We start from the raw sequence: 16,881 nt of genomic DNA, 5'->3' as shown, positions 1-16,881 counted from the left end.
GCCTCCCCCGCCCGGATCTCCCCGATTGACCCTCTTCTGACCCTCTTCGGGCAGTTGCAGCGGCAGTCTAGCCAGGTCGGAGCCGGTGTCAGGGGGGCCTGTCGGACCGGGCGGTGGCGGGAATACCCGGACTTTCCCGTCGTGGGGCGGGGAGTCGGGCGGCTCGTGGACACCGGGTGAACGCCCGGCCGTTACCGGAAATTCTTCGACGGTAGGTCGATTCGTTACATGAACGCGACAGGCGGGCTCCGGAGGTGGGCCCGGCGCGGCCGGTGCGGGGCGGCCGGGGCGGCCGCGCGGGTGAACCGGAGCCGGGGAGTGGTCCGTCGAGGGAGGTACGGGGCCGATCGGCACTCGTGCGCCGACGCTTGGGAGGACAGCCGTGCTGCGTATGAACGGGCCGTGGAGGGTCACGGTGATCGGCAAGGACGCCGACTATGACCAGCGGGTGGTGATCCGCAGCCCGTACGGCACCAATGTGCTGGCCGGCCGGGTGGGCGCGTGGTTCGACGTCCGGGACGACGAGTGGACGCTGGCGCTGGAACACAGCTGGGGCGCCGGCTGGCGGCCCAACGTCCGGGTGATTCCCGGCCCGGTCTCGGCGGGGGAGGGCGGGCTCCGCAGCCGGATCGTCCGCAGCAAGGACGTCGACTGGCCGGGCGGTGACCCCACCGAGCGGAACTTCGTGCTGCGGCTGGACGCCCTGGAGTCGGCCACGGTCCTGACCGACGCGGTGCGCAGGACCGCCGGGGTGGTGACGGATCAGCGCGCCTCGGCCGGCCGGGCCGCGTTGGGGCCGGCGTCGGCGTCGCGGATCAGGACCAGTTCGGACCCGGGCCCCGGCACCGTCGGCGGGCAGAGCACGCGTCCGGTGGAGACGGGGCGCGAGGTCGGGCGCGAGGCGGTCCGCGGCGTCCCGGCCGAGCGGACGGCGCCGGCCCGGCCCTGGTGACCGCGGGTGGGGCGGGGCTGCCGGTCCCGGCGGCCCCGCCCCGCGCCTACTTGTCGATCCGGAACGTCTCGCCGTAGACCTTCCACACCAGCGGGGTGTGCAGATCGAGGTTGCCGGCCTGGAGGAAGACCCGCTGGGCGGTGTCGACCCGGCTGGTGTCGTCGTGGGCCGCCTCGGTGCGCATGGCGGCGGCGCGGGCGTCGAGGAACGCGGCGATGTACGCCTTCTCGTCGCCGCCCTGGGCGGGCGTCTTCGCCTTCTTCAGCGCGGCGGCCCTGATGCCCCCGAAGCTGTCCGCGCTGTTGCCCGGGCCGTGCATCACGATGGCGTCGTAGTAGGCGAGTTGGCCGAGCGCGTGCAGACCGTCCGTCTTCGCCTGGGAGACCGCCGGGTTGAAGTAGACCCGGTCGCGCATGTCCTCCTGGGCCTGGCGGAACGCCGGGTCGGCGGCGGCCTTCTTCCAGGCGGACGCGAAGTCCGGGTCCAGCCCGGAGTGCGAGGCGGAGCCGTTCACCTTCTCCAGGGCGGGCAGGTACTCGGCCAGTGGGTTGCCGGGCTTCAACTCGCGGTAGTGGCGGACGAGATCGAGCATGTCCCCGGTGCCGGAGCAGAAGCCGACGATGCCGCCGGTGTAGCCGCGGCCGTCCTTGATGTCCTCGAGGTAGGCGAACTGGGCCTTCCAGTCGAGCGAGGAGTTCTCGGCAGTGGAGACGAACTGCTGGGCGATGTCCTTGAGCCGGGGGTCGGTGAGGTCGCCGGAGCCGGTGGCGGGACCGGACGGTGAGCCGGACGGGTGGCCGGAGGGCGACGGAGAGCCGGACGGGTGGCCGGAGGGGGTGCCGGACGGCTGGGTGGTCCGGTGGGGCCGGCCGGTCGCGGGCGGCTTCGGAGTATTGGACTTGGCCGTGGGGCTCGACGTGGGGCCCGGCGCCGCGGCGGCGGGCAGGGCCGGGAGGACGCCGGTCACGAGCAGGGCCGTGAGGGCGACGCGCAGGGACGCCGGCCGGATCGGCCGGACAGGCTGGGACCGCATGGGGACTCCGTGGTGGTCTTCGTCCGCCGGGCTCCACCGGCAGGGGGCTTCGGGGTCCGCAGGCGTCCGCGTGTCCCCGCTCTGGACAACGGGCCGGTGCGGGACGGCGGTTCAGTTCGGCTCGGTCGGCTCCGCAGGGGAGTCCGGTTCGGCCGGCTCAGGTGGCTCGGTCGGCTCGGTCGGCGGAAGCCCGATGCCCGGGGTGAGCCGGAACCGCTCCGGGCGCCTGACCTGGCGGCGGTCCGCCGGGGCCGTCCGGTCGCGGCGGGTCAGCCAGGCGCGCACCCGGCCCCGCGCGCCGGCGTTCCGTTCGGCGGGATCGCCCGTCAGCGCGCCGCCCGCCTCGCGCAGCAGGACCCGGGCGGGGCGGCCGGCCTCCTCGTCGGCGGCCTCCACGTCGACCACGATGAAGCCGGTGCCCGGCGCGAACACCGCCTGCGGTTCCTCGCCGGCCGAGTCGAAGGCGGAAGTCCGCCGGGCGGTGACCGACAGCACGGCGAACTCCACCGTGACCGGGCCGAGTTCGACGGCGGGCGAGGTCAGCCCGGCCAGCGGTGCGGGCTCCAGCAGCTCGCGGCCGACCGGATAGGCCGCCAGCAGGTCCGCCACCTGCTCGACGTGCGCGCCGAGCAGCACCACACCCTGGTGGCTCGGCAACCGCCGCAGGCCGGAACCGAGGCAGTTCAGGAACGCGAGGTGCGGGCCGGTGCCCCCGGCACGGGCCTCGGCGGCCAGTTCGGTCCGGCTCACCGGGACACCGGTGTCGGCGTGGTGCAGCAGGACGGCCGCCAGATCGGCCTTGATGTCGTCCTTGGTGGTGGAGCGCAGACCCGGCAGCCGGGTCGCGGCCTCCTCGACCCGGCCGACGCAGCGCTGGTAGTGGCTGCCGAGCAGCGCCCGGACGGCCTCCCGGTCGGCGGGGCTGCTGACGGCCACGGGCACGGTGAACTCCTCGGCCCGGAAGGCCCGGAAGACGTGCACGGCGAGGGGCTCCGGGTCGGGCCCGGGGGCGGAGGGCTCCGGTTCCCCGGGGCCGGGCTCGGGGCCGGGGTCCGGTCCGGGGGCCGGCCCCGGCCCCGGCTCCGTTCCCGTTCCCGTTCGCGGAAGCGGGTCCGGAGGCGGGAACGGCAACGGAGCCGGTTCGGCCTCCGGCGCGGCCGTGGTGGGGGGTTCGGTCCCGGCCGGGGTCCGGAGCCCCGTGGCGGGCTCGTCCGCGCCGCCGGTGCCCGCCGTGGCGGAGGCGGCGGGACGGTCGGGCCCGGGCGGTTGCGGTACGGCGCCGGGGGCGTCTCCGCTGCTGCTGGTGGCCACCCGGGGGATGTCGGGGATGCCGGGGGCGCCGGCCGGGCCGGGCGCCTCCGGTCCGCCACGGGGGGCCTCGCCGGTGCCGCCGGTGGACACCAGCGGACCGGAGGAGGTCCGCGTCGGGGCAGGGGGCTCCGGTACGGCGGTGGGGAACTCCGCAGGGGGGACCTGCGAGGCGGGGAACCCCGTGGTGGCGAACTCCGCCGTGGGGAACTCCGCGGTGGGGAACTCCGCCGTGGGGGACTGCCCGGCGGTGAGTTCCGCGGCGGGCGGTTCCGACGCGGCGCCGAGGGGCGCGACCCGGCCGGTGGTGATGACGGGCCGGGGCGCGGTGAGCGGGTCCGGCTCGGCGGCCAGGGCCGGCCGGGCGGACACCGGCGCGGGGGCCGGGCCGGGGACGGGCCCGAGGCCGTACGAGACCGCCTCGGCGCCCGCCGCCGCATCGCCGGGCTGGTCGGAGCCCAGCCACTCCAGGCCGTGCAGCCGGGCGATGAAGCGGGCGGTCCGCTCGGAGCCCGGCTCCAGGATGCCGTGGGCCAGCAGGCCGAAGTTCTGCGCCCCGGCGGCCGGGAGCCGGTCGAGCAGGCTGCTCAGCTCCTCCCACACCTCGGCGCCGACCGGGCGGTCCCGCTCGCCGACGATGAGCAGCGGGCGGCCCGGGTCGGCCCGGCGGAAGCGCGGGGCGCACAGGTGCGGCGGGTCGGGGCGCAGCCAGAGCCCGGCGGGCACGGCCTCCAGGGACCAGTACGGGAAGGCCTGGAACAGCGCGGGCCCGGCGGGCTGCCAGGACGCGCCGCCGTTGCGCCAGGCGGACGGGACGGTGGGGCGCCCGGCCGAGGCGGTGAGCCGCAGCAGGTAGGGCTCCCAGCCGGCGTGGCCGCGGGCGTCGACCGTCCGGGAGGTGGGGCCGCCGGGGCCGTGCACGGGCAGGCCGACGGCGGCCTGGACGGGGCGGCCGAGACGGGCGGCCAGGGTGCCGGTGAGCGCGGAGAGTTCGTCGGGGGCCGCCCACGGCGCGCTGAGCAGCAGGGCGGCGCCGCCGAGGGGAAGGGTCCGGACGGTCTCGGCGAGGTCTTCGGGCAGCAGCACCGGCTGGCCGGGGGTGCCGACCAGCAGCACCAGCGCGCCGGGCGGGGCGGCGAGGAGGCCGAGCGCCGGGAACGGCCCGCCGGGCTGGGCGCTCAGATGGGTGAGCCAGTATCCGGCGGGCAGCCGGGCCACCCGGACCGCCGCCGGGTGCTGCGGGTGCGGCGCGGGTTCGGGCGTCGGCGGGGGTGCCGGGAGCGCGGCGGGGGCGGCGCGCCCGGCACCCCCGCCGACGGTCTCGCGCAGGCGGCGCGGCGCGGTGCCGGGTGCGCAGAGCCACCAGGTGGCGGTCTCCGCCGAGCCGTCGGGGGCGGCGACCTTGAGGTTGCCGTCGGGGGTGATCTCCACCAGACCGTCGGGGGCGATCACCGGGACGCCGGCGCGGTCGGCGACCACCTCGGCGGGGCGGCGGCCGTTGGGGGCGAGCGCGGCGAGACCGGAGGCGGCGAGGACCAGCGTGCCCGCGCCGCGCGAGCGGGCGATGACGCCGAGGTCGGCCATCCGGTCGCGCAGCACGGGGGCCGAGTCGGGGGCGGCGGCGACCACGACGAGGCTGTCCGGCACCGGGCGCAGCGCGCCGACCGCGGCGGACAGCTCGTCCTCGCCGGCGGTCGCGGGGGCGATGACGAAGTGCGGCCCGACCGGGCGCAGCACGGACCGCACCGCGGGCGACGCGGCCGGGGCCGACGGGGCGGCGGCCGAGGGCGCGGCGGCGGCCGGGGCGGTCGGAGGCGCGACGGCCGCCACCGGACCGCCGGACCCGCGCAGGCGCGGGAACCGGCGGCGGGGCGCGGCGGGTGGTGCGGGGTCGCCGGCGGGCGGACCGGTGCGGGAAAGACTCATCGTCCGGGTATACGGACGCCGCCCGGCCCCCGGTTCACGCCCCGGACCCGTCGCCGCCCTCCTCCGGCTCCGCGAGCAGGCCGGTCTGCACCTGGACCACCCGCCGCCGGGTGATGTGCAGGGCGCGCCCGGGCGGCAGCACCCGCGGCTTGACGCTGCCGAACAGCGTGCCCTCGCTCGGCGGGCAGGAGAGCAGGGTGACCGGGGTGTTGACGTCCTGGAGCCGGCGCAGCAGCTGGTCCGTGTACGCGCGCCCGATGCCGTTCGCCGAGCGGGCGACGATCAGGTGCAGGCCGAGTTCGGTGCCCTGGGCGAGGTGGTCGAGGACCGGGGCGAACGGGTTGGCGCCCGACTGGCTCGGGATGAGGTCGTAGTCGTCGACGATGATGAACAGCTCCGGCCCGGTCCACCAGTCGCGCAGCCGCAGCCGGGCCGGGGTGATCTCCTCCCCGGGCAGCCGGGCCTCCATGGCGCGGGCCGCTCCGTTGACGACCTGCCGGAGGACGTCCACGGCGACGGCGTAGCCGAGCCGGTACTCCTCCGGGACGCTGTCGTAGAGCCCGCGCCGGAAGTCGACGAGCATGATCCGGGCCTCGGCGGGCGTGTAGGCGGAGGTGATGGCGGAGACCATCAGGCGCAGCAGGTTGGTCTTGCCGCTCTCGCTGTCGCCGACCACCAGCAGGTGGGGCGACTCCTCGAAGTCGTGCCAGAGCGGGGAGATCGCGGTGTCCTCCAGGCCGATGGGGACCCGCAGCCGGCCCTCGGGCGCGGGCAGCGTGGCGGCGTCGAGCCGCAGCGGCAGCATCCGCACCTCGGGTGCGCCCGGGCCCGTCCAGTGGTCGTTGACGGCGTCGACCAGGTCCTCGACGCCGTCCGTGAGGCTCTCGCTGTCGCCGAGGCCGTCGATGCGGGGGAGCGCGGTGAGGAAGTGCAGCCGGTCCTGGGTCAGGCCGCGGCCTGGGACGCGGGGGACGGTCTCGGCGGCCCGCATGTTGATCATGGAGTCGATCGGGTCGCCGAGCCGCAGTTCGAAGCGGGTGCCGAGCTGGTCGCGCAGCCCGCTGGAGAGCTCGCCCCAGCGGGCGGCGGTGACCACCAGGTGCACGCCGTAGTTGAGGCCGCGTCCGGCGATCAGGGTGAGCACGGGCAGGTAGTCCATGAACTCCTGGCGCATGGTGTTCCAGCCGTCGACCACCAGGAACACGTCGCCGTGGCGGTCGTCCGCCAGCGCCGGGTCCCCGGCCGCCCGGCGGCGGCGGAAGGTGGCCATCGAGTCGATGCCCAGCTGGGCGAAGGACTGCTCGCGGCGGGCGATGACGGTGTTGATCTCGGCCAGGGTGCGCCCGACCCGCTCGGGGTCGTGCCGGCCGGTGACCCCGCCGACGTGCGGCAGCCCGCGCAGCGCGGAGAGCGTGCCGCCGCCGAAGTCCAGGCAGTAGAACTGGACTTCGCGCGGGGTGTGGGTGAGCGCCAGGCCGGCGATCAGGGTGCGCAGCATGGTGCTCTTGCCGCTCTGCGGGCCGCCCGCGATGCCGACGTGGCCGCCGGCGGCCGAGAGGTCGGCGGTGAGCAGTTCGCGCATCTGCTGGAACGGGCGGTCCACCACGCCCACCGGGACGGTCAGGGTACCGACCGCCGGGCGGCCGTCGGGCGCCAGGCCGTGGTGCGGGGACGGCGCGAGCGGCGGCAGCAGTTCGTCCAGGGTGGGCGGCGTCTCCAGGGGCGGCAGCCAGACCGTGTGGGCGGGCGGGCCGACGTCGAGCATCCGCTCGGCGGCCAGGTCCAGCAGGGTGGCGGTGCTCTCCTCCTCCGCGGCCAGGCGGGCCGCCTCGGCCGCCACGACCTCCGGGTCGGGCCGGCGCGGCGCGGTGTACTCGGTGCCGTAGGGGACGATCTGGCCGGCCGCCGCGGCCTGCTGGGCCGCTCCGCGCCGGCGCCGGTACGGGCCGGAGACGTACGCCGCCTTGAACCGGGTGAGGGTGGCGATGTCGCTGCGCAGGATGCCGTTGCCGGGCTGGGAGGGCAGTTGGTAGGCGTCCGGCACACCGAGCACGCCGCGGCTCTCCATCGCGGAGAAGGTGCGCAGGCCGATCCGGTACGACAGATGGGACTCCAGGGCGTGCATCCGGCCCTCGTCGAGGCGCTGCGAGGCGAGCAGCAGGTGGACGCCGAGCGAGCGGCCGAGCCGCCCGATCATGATGAACAGGTCCATGAAGTCGCGGTGCGCGGAGAGCAGTTCGCTGAACTCGTCGACCACGATGAAGAGCGTCGGCAGCGGGTCGAGCTGGGCGCCGCCGGCCCGGGCGGTCTCGTAGTCCAGCAGCGAGCTGTAGTTGCCGGCCGAGCGGAGCAACTCCTGGCGGCGGTTCAGCTCGCCGTGCAGGGCGTCGCGCATCCGGTCGACCAGGGCGGCCTCGTCCGCCAGGTTGGTGATCACCGCAGAGGTGTGCGGGAGTTCGTCCAGACCGAGGAAGGTGGCGCCGCCCTTGAAGTCCACCAGGACGAAGTTGAGCGTCTCGGAGGAGTGGGTGAGCGCGAGCGCCAGCACCAGGGTGCGCAGCAGCTCGGACTTGCCGGAGCCGGTGGCACCGATCAGCATCCCGTGCGGGCCCATGCCGCCCTGCGCGGACTCCTTGAGGTCCAGTTCGACGGGGTTGCCGTCCGCGCCGACGCCGATCGGCACCCGCAGCCGCTGTCCGCGCGGGCGGTCCGCCCAGCTGCGGGCGACGTCGTGCTGGTACAGGTCGTTGACGCCCAGCAGCGAGGTGAGGTCGAAGTCGGTGCTGAGCGGCTCGGAGGCGTCGCGCGAGTCGCCCAGCCGGTACGGGGACATCACCGTGGCGAAGCGGCGGGCGGCCGGGAGGAGCAGCGCGTCCGCGCGGCCGAGCGGGGTGACCTCGTCGCGCCGGTTGCGGTCGGCGGCGACCAGGTCCAGCCGGCCGCCGCTGATCCGCAGCCGCAGCCGGAACGGCGCGTGCTGCCACTCGACGGCCCCGGAGAGGTCCAGCAGGACGGCGTTGCGGTAGCCGGCCAGCAGGGCCCGGCTGCCGGCGGGCAGCTTGACCCCGTCCAGGACGATCAGCGTGAACGGCTCGTCCCGGCCCGGCTGCGCGTCCGGTTCGTAGGGCGGGCGGTCGGTGAACTCCGGGCCCAGCAGCTGCTCCAGCTCCAGCATCGAGTCGGCGACCAGGCGCACCGGGCCGGCGCCGTCCGTCTCGGTGGGGTGCAGGGCGTGCGGCAGCCACTTCAGCCAGGCCCAGTCCTCGCGCAGCTCGGGGGAGACGGCGGCGGCGACGCGCAGCTCGTCCGGGGCGTGGAAGAAGGCGAGCTGGGCGATCATCGCGCGGGCCAGGGCGCGGGCCGGCCCGGGATCGGCCGGCGCTCCGGCGGCGTCCGGGTCGGCGGCGGGCGCGCCGATCGTGGCGCCGACCAGGCCGCCGGGGCCTGCCTGGTCCGGTTCGCCGGAGGAGGCCGCACCGGCCGGGGCGCCCTCCTCCCCGGGGTGCTCGCAGCGCAGCAGGATGTGGGCGTAACCGCGCACGTGGACGGCGATCGGCTGGTCCGCGATCGAGCCGTACGCGTGGATGAACCGGCGCAGCGCGTGCGCGCACAGCGGTTCCAGGTCCTCCACCGGCTGGGTGGCCAGCGGCGCCAGCCTGACCGCCAGCCGCTGGGCGCCGGTGGCGATCCGCACGTCGCCGAAGTCCGGGTGGGCCGCGCGCCGCTCCCACAGCCGCGAGGTGCGGACCAGCGAGCCGAGCACGGCCGGGTCGGGGTGGCGCCAGGCGAGCGCCTGCCGCTGGTTGACGATGTGGCGGCGGACCTGGCGGCGCATCTGGGAGAGGTAGCGCAGGTAGTCCCGGCGTTCGCCGCGCAGCTGGCGCTTGCGGTCGCTGGCGCCGCGGATCAGCTGGGTCACCAGCATGCCGACGGCGGACAGGCCCATCATGCCCATCGCCACGTAGGTGAGCGGCCCGCCGTTGGACTGCGGGTTGAGGAAGATCATCACCATCGAGAGCGAGCTGAGCGCCATCGGCGCCATGGCGATCATGTTGGACATGCCGCTCTGCTGCTCCGGCAGGACCGGCGGCTCCTGCAACTGGAGCTCGCCGTCCGGCATCGCCGGTCCGGGGCGCCGGGGCGGACGGTCGACCACGACCACGCTCAACGGGGGTTCTCCTCTCGCGGCGCCGGTGACGCCGCTGGGTGGCGGTGGGCCCGGAGGCTCGGACAAGCCCTGAGGCCGGGCCGCACTCAGGCGTACGGCCCGCGGGGCCCCGGCGGTTCACCGGGGGTGCGCGCGGAACCGGGGGCCGGTGCCGGTGAACCGTCCGCCCCGCGCCGCCCGTAGTTGTTCAACGGGAGACCGGGCAGGCCGGGGCTCCACGGGAGGGCGCGACAGGTGAGCGGTACCACGGTGGCGGCAGGGCTGGTCCGGCTGAGGTTCCGCGCCCCCGAGGCCGCGTTCGAACTCGCCCTCCCCGGCGACGTCGTCCTCGCCGACCTGCTGCCCGCCGTCCTCGGCTACGCCGGCTCCGCCGTCGAGGAGGGCGGCACCGAGCACTCCGGCTGGGTGCTCCAGCGCGCCGGCGGCCCGCCGCTGGACGAGGAGCGCACCCTGGAGGGGCTCGGACTGCACGACGGCGAGGAGCTCTTCCTCCGCCCGGGCCAGGAAGCACTGCCCGAGGTGCACTTCGACGACCTGGTGGACGGCGTCCGGGCCGGCACCATCGCCCGCGGCGACTCCTGGCGGCCCGCCGCCACCCACCACTTCGCGCTGGCCCTCGCCCTGGTCGCGCTGGCCGGCGGCCTGCTGCTGCTCGCCCAGCCAGGACCGGACGGCCCCCGCTGCGCCGCGGCCGCCGTCACCGCCGTGCTGCTGCTCGCCGCCGGCGGCGCGGCGACCAGACTGGTCGGCGACGCTCCGGCCGGTACCGCGCTCGGCGCCACCGGCATCGCCTACGCGGCCGCGGCCGCCGCGCTGCTGCCCGGGGTCACCGGCCCGGCCCGGCTGCTCGCGGGCGGCTCGGTGGCGGTCGGCGCCACCGTGCTGGCGCTCGCCCTGGTCGGGGCCGGTCCGTTCTTCGCCGGGCTGCTGGTGGCGGCCGCGCTTGCCCTGGGCGCGGGCGCGCTGGCCACCAACGGCATTCCGACGACCCACTCCGCCGCCGTGATCGCCGCCACCGCCGTGCTGTTCGGCGCGTTCGTGCCGGGGCTGGCGTTCAAGCTGTCCGGCCTGCGGCTGCCCGCGCTGCCCCGCAACGCCGACGAGCTCCAGGAGGAGATCGAGCCCTTCGAGGCCGAGGACGTGCTCGCCCGCAGCCTCGTCGCCGACAGCTACCTGGCCGGCTTCTTCATCGCCGCCGGCACGGTGTGCGCGAGCGCCCTCGCCCTGCTCGCCACCGCCCGGGACGGCGGCTGGGGCGCGACCGCGATGTCCGTCGACCTGTCGGTGCTGCTCCTGCTGCACGCCCGGGACATCGGGGGCATCCGGCAGCGGCTCGCCGTGCTGCTGCCGGGCGCGCTGGGCATCGCCCTGCTGGCCGCGCGGTTCGGGCAGGACACCGACCAGTCCGGCCGGTTCGGCCTGTTCGCCGTGCTGCTGCTCGCCGCGGCCGCGCTCGCCGTGACCGCCTGGACGGTGCCCGGCCGGCGGCTGCTGCCCTACTGGGGCCGGGCCGGCGACCTGCTGCACTCGCTCGCCGCGCTCGCCCTGCTGCCGCTCGCGCTCCAGGTGCTCGGCTTCTACCAGATGATGCGCGGGCTGGCGGGCTGAACCGGGCACCACCGCCCGGGCGCGCGAGCGACCGCGCCGCGCTCCCCGCCCCTGAACCCCGCACCGAGGAGGACCACCGCATGCAGTCCCGACGCGACCAGGTCCAGGCCCACCTGTTCGTGATGAGCCGGGTCGCCGCAGGCGTGCTCCGCGCCGAGCCGGACGCCCCCGACACCCCCGTCGGCCGCACCAACCGCGGCGCCGCGATCGGTCTGGCCGTCGCCCTGCTGATCGGCGCCGGCGCCGGCGTCTACGGCATGATCAAGCCCGGCGGCGCGACCGGCTGGCAGAAGCCCGGCACCCTGGTGGTGGTCAAGGAGACCGGCGCCCGGTACGTCTTCGCCGGCGGCCTGCTCCACCCCGTGCTCAACGAGGCCAGCGCCAAACTGCTCGCCGGCGACCAGCTGAAGGTCGACCAGGTCTCCGCCCGCTCGCTGGAGAGCGCCGAGCGCGGCACCCCGATCGGCATCGTCGGCGCCCCCGACGGGCTGCCCGGGCCGGCCGCCGTCGGCGGCGCCGACTGGCTCGTCTGCACCGTCCAGACCGCGGGCTCCGCGGCCGCCCGGTCCACCCCCCAGCTGTCCGTCGCCGTCGGCACCCGCCAGTCCGGCCGGAGCGCCGGCGACCGGGGCGTCCTGGTCGGCGCACCCGACGGCGGCGTCCATCTCCTCTGGCACGGCCGCCGGTTCGCCCTCGACACCGGCGGCGGGGCCGTCCGGGCCCTCGGCTACACCGCCGCCGCGCCCGTCCCGGTCACCGCCGCGTTCCTCGCCGCCTTCCCGGCCGGACCGGACCTGCGCGCCCCCGACCTGCCCGACCGGGGGAAGGCCGGTCCCACGCTGGCCGGGCACGCCACCCGGATCGGCCAGCTGTTCAGCGGTACCGGCGACGAGCGGTACGTGCTCGCCGAGCAGGGCCTCGTCCCCGTCACCGCCACTCAACTCGCCCTGCTCCAGGGCGATCTGCGCACCCAGCGGGACGCCTACGGCAGTGGCCAGGTGGTGACCTCCCCCGTTGGCGCGGAGGACCTCGCCGCGCACTCCGCACCGCCCGCCGCCACCGCCGCGCTCAACCCGGCCGAGCTGCCCGCCCGGCCCCCGGCGCTGCTGTCGCCGACCGGCGGCCAGGCCGTCTGCGGGGCCCTGAACCCGGCGGCCGACGGCGGGGACCTCACCGTCGTCGTCCCGGACGCGGCCACCGTGCTCGGCCTGCCGCCGGCCCTCCAGCCCGGCGTCATCCCCAGTTGCACGCCCGCCGACCGGATCGCGGTGCGCCCCGGTGGCGGCGCCCTGGTGCGGGCCCTGTCCGGCGGGGGCTTCGGCACCACCCTCTACCTGGTCACCGACACGGGCGTGAAGTACCCGCTCGCCTCCGCCGCGGTGGCCGAACGCCTCGGCTACGCCGGGGCCACCCCGAGCGCGGTGCCCGGGCGCCTGCTCTCACTGCTGCCCACCGGGCCGAGCCTCGACCCGGCGCCGCTCGCCGGCGGCATCGTGCAGCCCCCGGCCGCCGCCGAGGGCCGCTGCGCGCGGTGAGCCGCGGCGCCGCCGGCGGCCGGTGAACCGTCCGGCGGCGGCGTTCCGTTCACCCTGGCGGGCCGGTCCTGCCGGCCCGTGGCACACCTTGCCGGCCGGGTGCGGCCGGCACTCATGGAGGAGGTACTCGCGGTGGCTCAGCAGACGACGGTCGACCAGAAGGTCCTGGCCGAAATCAGGACCATGGTCGAGGCGCGGTACACGGAGATGTCGACGACCGCGGCCTACATCGAGGACATCAACACGGCCGTCCGGGACAGCTTCTCCGGCGCGGCCAGCACCGCGTTCCAGAACCAGATCAACGCCTGGCTGGAGCAGTACGCGCTGGTCAAGAAGGACTACGACGCCTTCCACATGAAGCTCGGCGACGGTGGTCAGATCTTCAACGCGGCCGACGAGCACACGGTGGGCCTCGCCAACTTCTCCGGTGGCGGCGGCGCCGGACAGCACGTCGAGGACGTCCTGAACCCCCGCTAGGCCTTGCCGACGTCGTGCACGGCTGCCGCGGAAGGCGGTGGCCGATGCCCGCTCCCCGTACCAGAACTCCGTTTGAAGGGATCGCACCATGGGCAACATGTCGCTCCACTACGCCGGCATCGACAGCGCCATCGATGACCTCGAAGCCCACGCGAAGACGATGCACGACGCGATGACCAACCTGAAGTCGTACCTCGACACCAAGATCAACGTCGAGCTGGTGGGTGACTTCGCGCTGGCGGCCGGGAACCTCTCGAACACGCTGCACCTCGCCGACGAGGAGATGGGCAAGAAGATCGTCGCGGCCCACATGGCCCTCACCGAGATCCGCAACGTCATCAAGGACGCGGACATGCGGGCGGGCAGCCACTTCGACCACGTCGGGGGCTGATCGACCGTGGCAGACGATGACGAGGGCGACAGCGGGCACGGCGGCGATGTCAAGATCACCGACGGTTATCTGAGCACGTTCGCCACGGACAACCTCCAACGCTTCATCAAGGACATCAACGAGTCCGTGCCGGTGCAGCAGCTCAGGGGATACGCGACGGGTTCGACCCCGATCCTCGTGGGCAACGACTCCGCCAATTTCAAGAGCCCCGGCACGCTGGCCGCCGCGCTCAAGGCCTACACCGGTTCGGTCAACTCGCTTCTGACCACCGTCGTCGATCAGCTGAACACGCTGATCACCGACCTTCAGCTCGCCGACCTCCGCCTGAACAACGCGATGGACGAGACCCTCGACTACGCGCAGTTCATGCAGCTGGCCGAACGAACCCTGAACCCGGGGGCGGGAGCCAAGTAGCTCGTCGGTGAATTCCGGTCAGCACTGCGGAGCCGGCCCGATCCTGGGCCGGCCCCGTCTCATGTTCGGTCGCGCTCGGCCGCAGAAGGGTCTGTCATGGTTTACAAGTGGGAAGACGCGCTCACCTTTCTCGCAGCGTCGAACGACACGGCGCCGACCAGCCGGGACACGGTTCACGACGACGACAAGCCGTGGATCAACAAGGACAACACGGTCGCCGACGACTACTCGGGCTGGCAGGGACAGGAGACGGGAGGTACTGGTCAGAATCTGGACTCCTGGGTGGCCTGGTTCTTCAAATACACCACCCCGGGTGGTTACACCTACAACGCCAGCTATGTGGTCGGCGCCCACATCCTGTATCCCAACCTCGACGGCCCGGGCGCCAAGCTGGCGGGGTTCACGGGCAGCGTGGCGCCGCTGAAGCGCATGTACAACGCCGTCCCGCGCGTCACTGACTCGTTCAACGTCCTGGTGTTCGGCGACGTGGCGAACGCCCTGACGGAGGTGACCCACTTCCTCGACGGCTGGGTCGAGGAGATCGGCAAATGGGCGAACACCGTCGCCTCGAAGGACAGTGACTGGCAGGGAAGTGCGGCGGGGGCCTTCCGTGCCGTCCTGCTCGCGTTCAGGAACGAAATCGACGCCGACCGGCGCAATATGGCCCGCACCAATGTGCAGAGCTACCTGACGGCCGGCCCCACGTCCTGCGACGCCGTTTTCAGGACGGCGATGGAGACGCTCATGACCGGGTGGAACGAATGGTGGGCCTCGCCCAACGCCTGGCCGACGAACGCCGTGACCTCGGCCCTCACGGAGGGGCTCAAGGACGCGACGCTGGAGGTGACGCAGGTCGCCCAGAACGTCTCGTTCGGCCAGAAGATCCCCGAGACCACCGGAACGCTCAAGGACACGACCTCCGGCACACTGGACCTGAAATTCACCCTGAAGGGCGCGACGTTCGGCGATCCCAAAACGACCGACTTCTGGACGAAGGTGGAGGCCAGGGCGCGGGCGATCTGGGTGGAGAACATCGTTTCCATCCTGGACAAGGCGGCCGAGACGGCGCTCGGCGAGATCGCCAAGGCCTACGGGACCACCTCGGGTGCGGCCACGCCGCTCAAGCCCTTCCCGCTCATCATGCCCACGCCGAAGAAGGACGAGACCGACCCCACCAAGGACGACAAGACCAGCGACATCGGCAACCCGAAGATCGACGACCCCACCCTCAAGACCTCCGGCGACGGTGGCGGCGGGCCCGATCTGAAGAACATGGGCGGCCCGGACCTCAAGAACATGGGCGGCCCGGACCTCAAGAACCCGGGTGGCCCGGACCTCAAGCTGGAGGGGAACGGGACCAGCGGCGGCGGGCCGAGCCTGACGAACCTCGGTCTCGGTTCGGTCGGCACCGGCAGCGGGAACGGCACCGGCAGCGGGAACGGCACCGGCAGCGGGAACGGCACCGGCAGCGGCAGCGGCACGGGCCTCGACCTCATCGGCAACCCCAGCCCCGGCGGCGGGCTCCTGCCCGACGACCTCCTGCTGGGCGGCGGCGGATCGAGCCGGCCCGTCACCGTGCCGCCCGGCTCCGTGATCACCAAGGACGGGCGGATCGTCGACGAGAACGGCAATCCCGTGCTCGACTCCAGCGGCAACCCCATGGTGGCCGGCCCGAACTACACCATCGGGCCGGACGGCACTCTGCGCGACGACAAGGGCAACACCGTCTCGCAGTACCGGCAGCTGCTCGCCGACCGGTACTCCGGTGGCGGTGGTGGCGGGGACGACCTGCTGACGCCCAGTAACTTCGGCCCCGGCGGCTTCTCCTACGGCACGGGCGGCCTCGGCGGCCTGTCCGGTTCGGGTTCGGGGGGTCTGCTCACCCCCGGTGGCGGCCCGATGATCACCGGAATGGGCGGTGGCCTGAGCTCCCGGGCGCTCGCCTCCGGTGGCGACCCGAACGCCATGAAGGTCGCGGTCGACCAGGCCAACGCCGAGCGGATGGCCGCCGAGAAGGCCGCCCGGGCCGCCGCCCAGGAGCAGGCCCTGCTGACCGGCCGGCAGACCGCCACCAGCTCCGGCGGCATGCCGCCGATGATGCCGCCCGGTGGCGGCATGGGCGGCCAGGGCGGTCCCAACGACAAGGACCGCCGGCGCACCACCTGGCTGGCGGAGGACGAAGAGACCTGGGGCACCGAGACCGGTGCCGTGCACGGCGTCATCGGACGCTGACGCAACTGGGGTGCCGGGCCCGCCCTCGGGTGGGCCCGGCGGCCCGGCCTTTGACGACAAGACAGGAAGCAGCACATGAGCAACCCGTTCGCGGAACAGATCGCCCAGGCGATGGCTGACATGCAGAGCGAGCTGGCCAAGGCCGAGGCGATGCAGAAGGAGATGAACGAGCTCACCGCCTCGGTCACCTCCAAGGACCGGATGGTCACCGTCAAGGTCGGCTCGCAGGGGCAGGTCGTCTCGATGACCTTCCACACCAACGGCTACCGCGAGATGGCCCCCGCCGAACTGGCGAAGGTCCTCACCGACTCGCTCAACGAGGCCCGCGCGGCCGTGGGCGAGCAGGTCGCCGAACGGATCGGCCGGTTCGACGGCCTCGGCGACACCCTGCGGCTCTCCATGACCGGCGGCACCGAGCTCGACGAGATCCTCGAACCGCTCTGGGCGATGCGCCCGGGCTACGAGGCGCCGGACCGGAAGAAGAAGGCGGACCGTCAGGAGGAGTTCCATGGCTAGCCATGGCACCACGGCCAAGACCGCGATGCTCAAGCAGAGCTTCGCCGAGTTCTTCGAGCTGAAGAAGCTGACCGCGAAGGTCCTGGCGGACGCGGAGTTCATCAACGAAACGAACCTGACGGTCGGCGGCCACGACGAGATCGGCCAGCAGTACCACGCGCAGGTCGACGAGGGCACCACGAACCTGTACCAGCTGATCCTCAAGATCAACGGCACGATGGGTTCGGTCGGCGAGAACGGTGAGGTGCTGGCCGAGACGCTCGACAGGGCCGACGACCACTCCCTCGACCTCGCCAACGGCCTCTGAGCCCGGGCTTCCGA

The 16,881-nt window shown here is 74.5% G+C and carries 12 protein-coding genes; 9 read left to right on the top strand and 3 right to left on the bottom strand.

All coding sequences use genetic code 11. From position 1 onward, the window contains the following. Nucleotides 1-382: 382 nt before the first annotated feature. Nucleotides 383-952 (top strand): hypothetical protein, encoded by a 570-nt coding sequence (locus ACIO5D_RS29045; protein WP_400650409.1) that lies wholly within the window; start codon nucleotides 383-385, stop codon nucleotides 950-952. 46 nt (nucleotides 953-998) lie between these two features. Here the strand turns inward: ACIO5D_RS29045 and ACIO5D_RS29040 are convergent, their stop codons facing one another. The 3 genes from ACIO5D_RS29040 to eccCa all read right to left on the bottom strand — a co-directional run bounded on the left by ACIO5D_RS29040 (nucleotide 999) and on the right by eccCa (nucleotide 9,339). After that, complete coding sequence (locus ACIO5D_RS29040) at nucleotides 999-1,985, bottom strand: chitosanase (protein WP_363604916.1); 987 nt, start codon at nucleotides 1,983-1,985, stop codon at nucleotides 999-1,001. 111 nt (nucleotides 1,986-2,096) lie between these two features. Beyond that, nucleotides 2,097-5,219: a hypothetical protein gene (locus ACIO5D_RS29035; RefSeq protein ID WP_400798831.1), complete on the bottom strand. Its 3,123-nt coding sequence runs from the start codon at nucleotides 5,217-5,219 to the stop codon at nucleotides 2,097-2,099. A 34-nt stretch (nucleotides 5,220-5,253) separates the two neighbouring features. Beyond that, entirely contained in the window at nucleotides 5,254-9,339 is a 4,086-nt protein-coding gene (gene eccCa / locus ACIO5D_RS29030) for a type VII secretion protein EccCa (RefSeq protein WP_400757231.1), read from the bottom strand. 282 nt (nucleotides 9,340-9,621) lie between these two features. Here eccCa and eccD point away from each other — a divergent pair, with 282 nt between their 5' ends. From eccD to ACIO5D_RS28990, 8 genes are all read left to right on the top strand, one after another. Then, on the top strand, nucleotides 9,622-10,995 hold the full coding sequence (gene eccD, locus ACIO5D_RS29025) for a type VII secretion integral membrane protein EccD (RefSeq protein ID WP_400798829.1): 1,374 nt from the start codon (nucleotides 9,622-9,624) through the stop codon (nucleotides 10,993-10,995). An 80-nt stretch (nucleotides 10,996-11,075) separates the two neighbouring features. Further along, the gene (gene eccB, locus ACIO5D_RS29020; protein ID WP_400798826.1) at nucleotides 11,076-12,530 is read left to right on the top strand and encodes a type VII secretion protein EccB; all 1,455 of its coding nucleotides are present in this window, start codon (nucleotides 11,076-11,078) and stop codon (nucleotides 12,528-12,530) included. A 132-nt stretch (nucleotides 12,531-12,662) separates the two neighbouring features. After that, the gene (locus ACIO5D_RS29015; RefSeq protein WP_363611122.1) at nucleotides 12,663-13,007 is read left to right on the top strand and encodes a hypothetical protein; all 345 of its coding nucleotides are present in this window, start codon (nucleotides 12,663-12,665) and stop codon (nucleotides 13,005-13,007) included. Between the two features lie 97 nt (nucleotides 13,008-13,104). Continuing rightward, nucleotides 13,105-13,398, top strand: a complete 294-nt coding sequence (locus ACIO5D_RS29010; RefSeq protein WP_363611120.1) for a hypothetical protein — start codon at nucleotides 13,105-13,107, stop codon at nucleotides 13,396-13,398. A 6-nt stretch (nucleotides 13,399-13,404) separates the two neighbouring features. Continuing rightward, on the top strand, nucleotides 13,405-13,812 hold the full coding sequence (locus ACIO5D_RS29005; RefSeq protein ID WP_400798823.1) for a hypothetical protein: 408 nt from the start codon (nucleotides 13,405-13,407) through the stop codon (nucleotides 13,810-13,812). A gap of 96 nt (nucleotides 13,813-13,908) precedes the next feature. After that, nucleotides 13,909-16,044 (top strand): hypothetical protein, encoded by a 2,136-nt coding sequence (locus ACIO5D_RS29000; RefSeq protein ID WP_400798821.1) that lies wholly within the window; start codon nucleotides 13,909-13,911, stop codon nucleotides 16,042-16,044. Nucleotides 16,045-16,119: 75 nt separating this feature from the next. Then, a complete protein-coding gene (locus ACIO5D_RS28995) occupies nucleotides 16,120-16,560 on the top strand; it encodes a YbaB/EbfC family nucleoid-associated protein (protein WP_363611114.1) in 441 nt (146 codons plus the stop codon). After that, entirely contained in the window at nucleotides 16,553-16,867 is a 315-nt protein-coding gene (locus ACIO5D_RS28990) for a hypothetical protein (protein WP_363611112.1), read from the top strand. The genes ACIO5D_RS28995 and ACIO5D_RS28990 overlap by 8 nt, the downstream gene beginning before the upstream one ends. Nucleotides 16,868-16,881 lie beyond the last annotated feature (14 nt).

The sequence above is a fragment of the Kitasatospora sp. NPDC087315 genome (assembly GCF_044744345.1).
In the GTDB taxonomy this organism is placed as follows: domain Bacteria; phylum Actinomycetota; class Actinomycetes; order Streptomycetales; family Streptomycetaceae; genus Kitasatospora.
The sequence above is the reverse complement of the archived record's forward strand: the minus strand, read 5'-3'. Positions and strand labels throughout refer to the sequence as shown.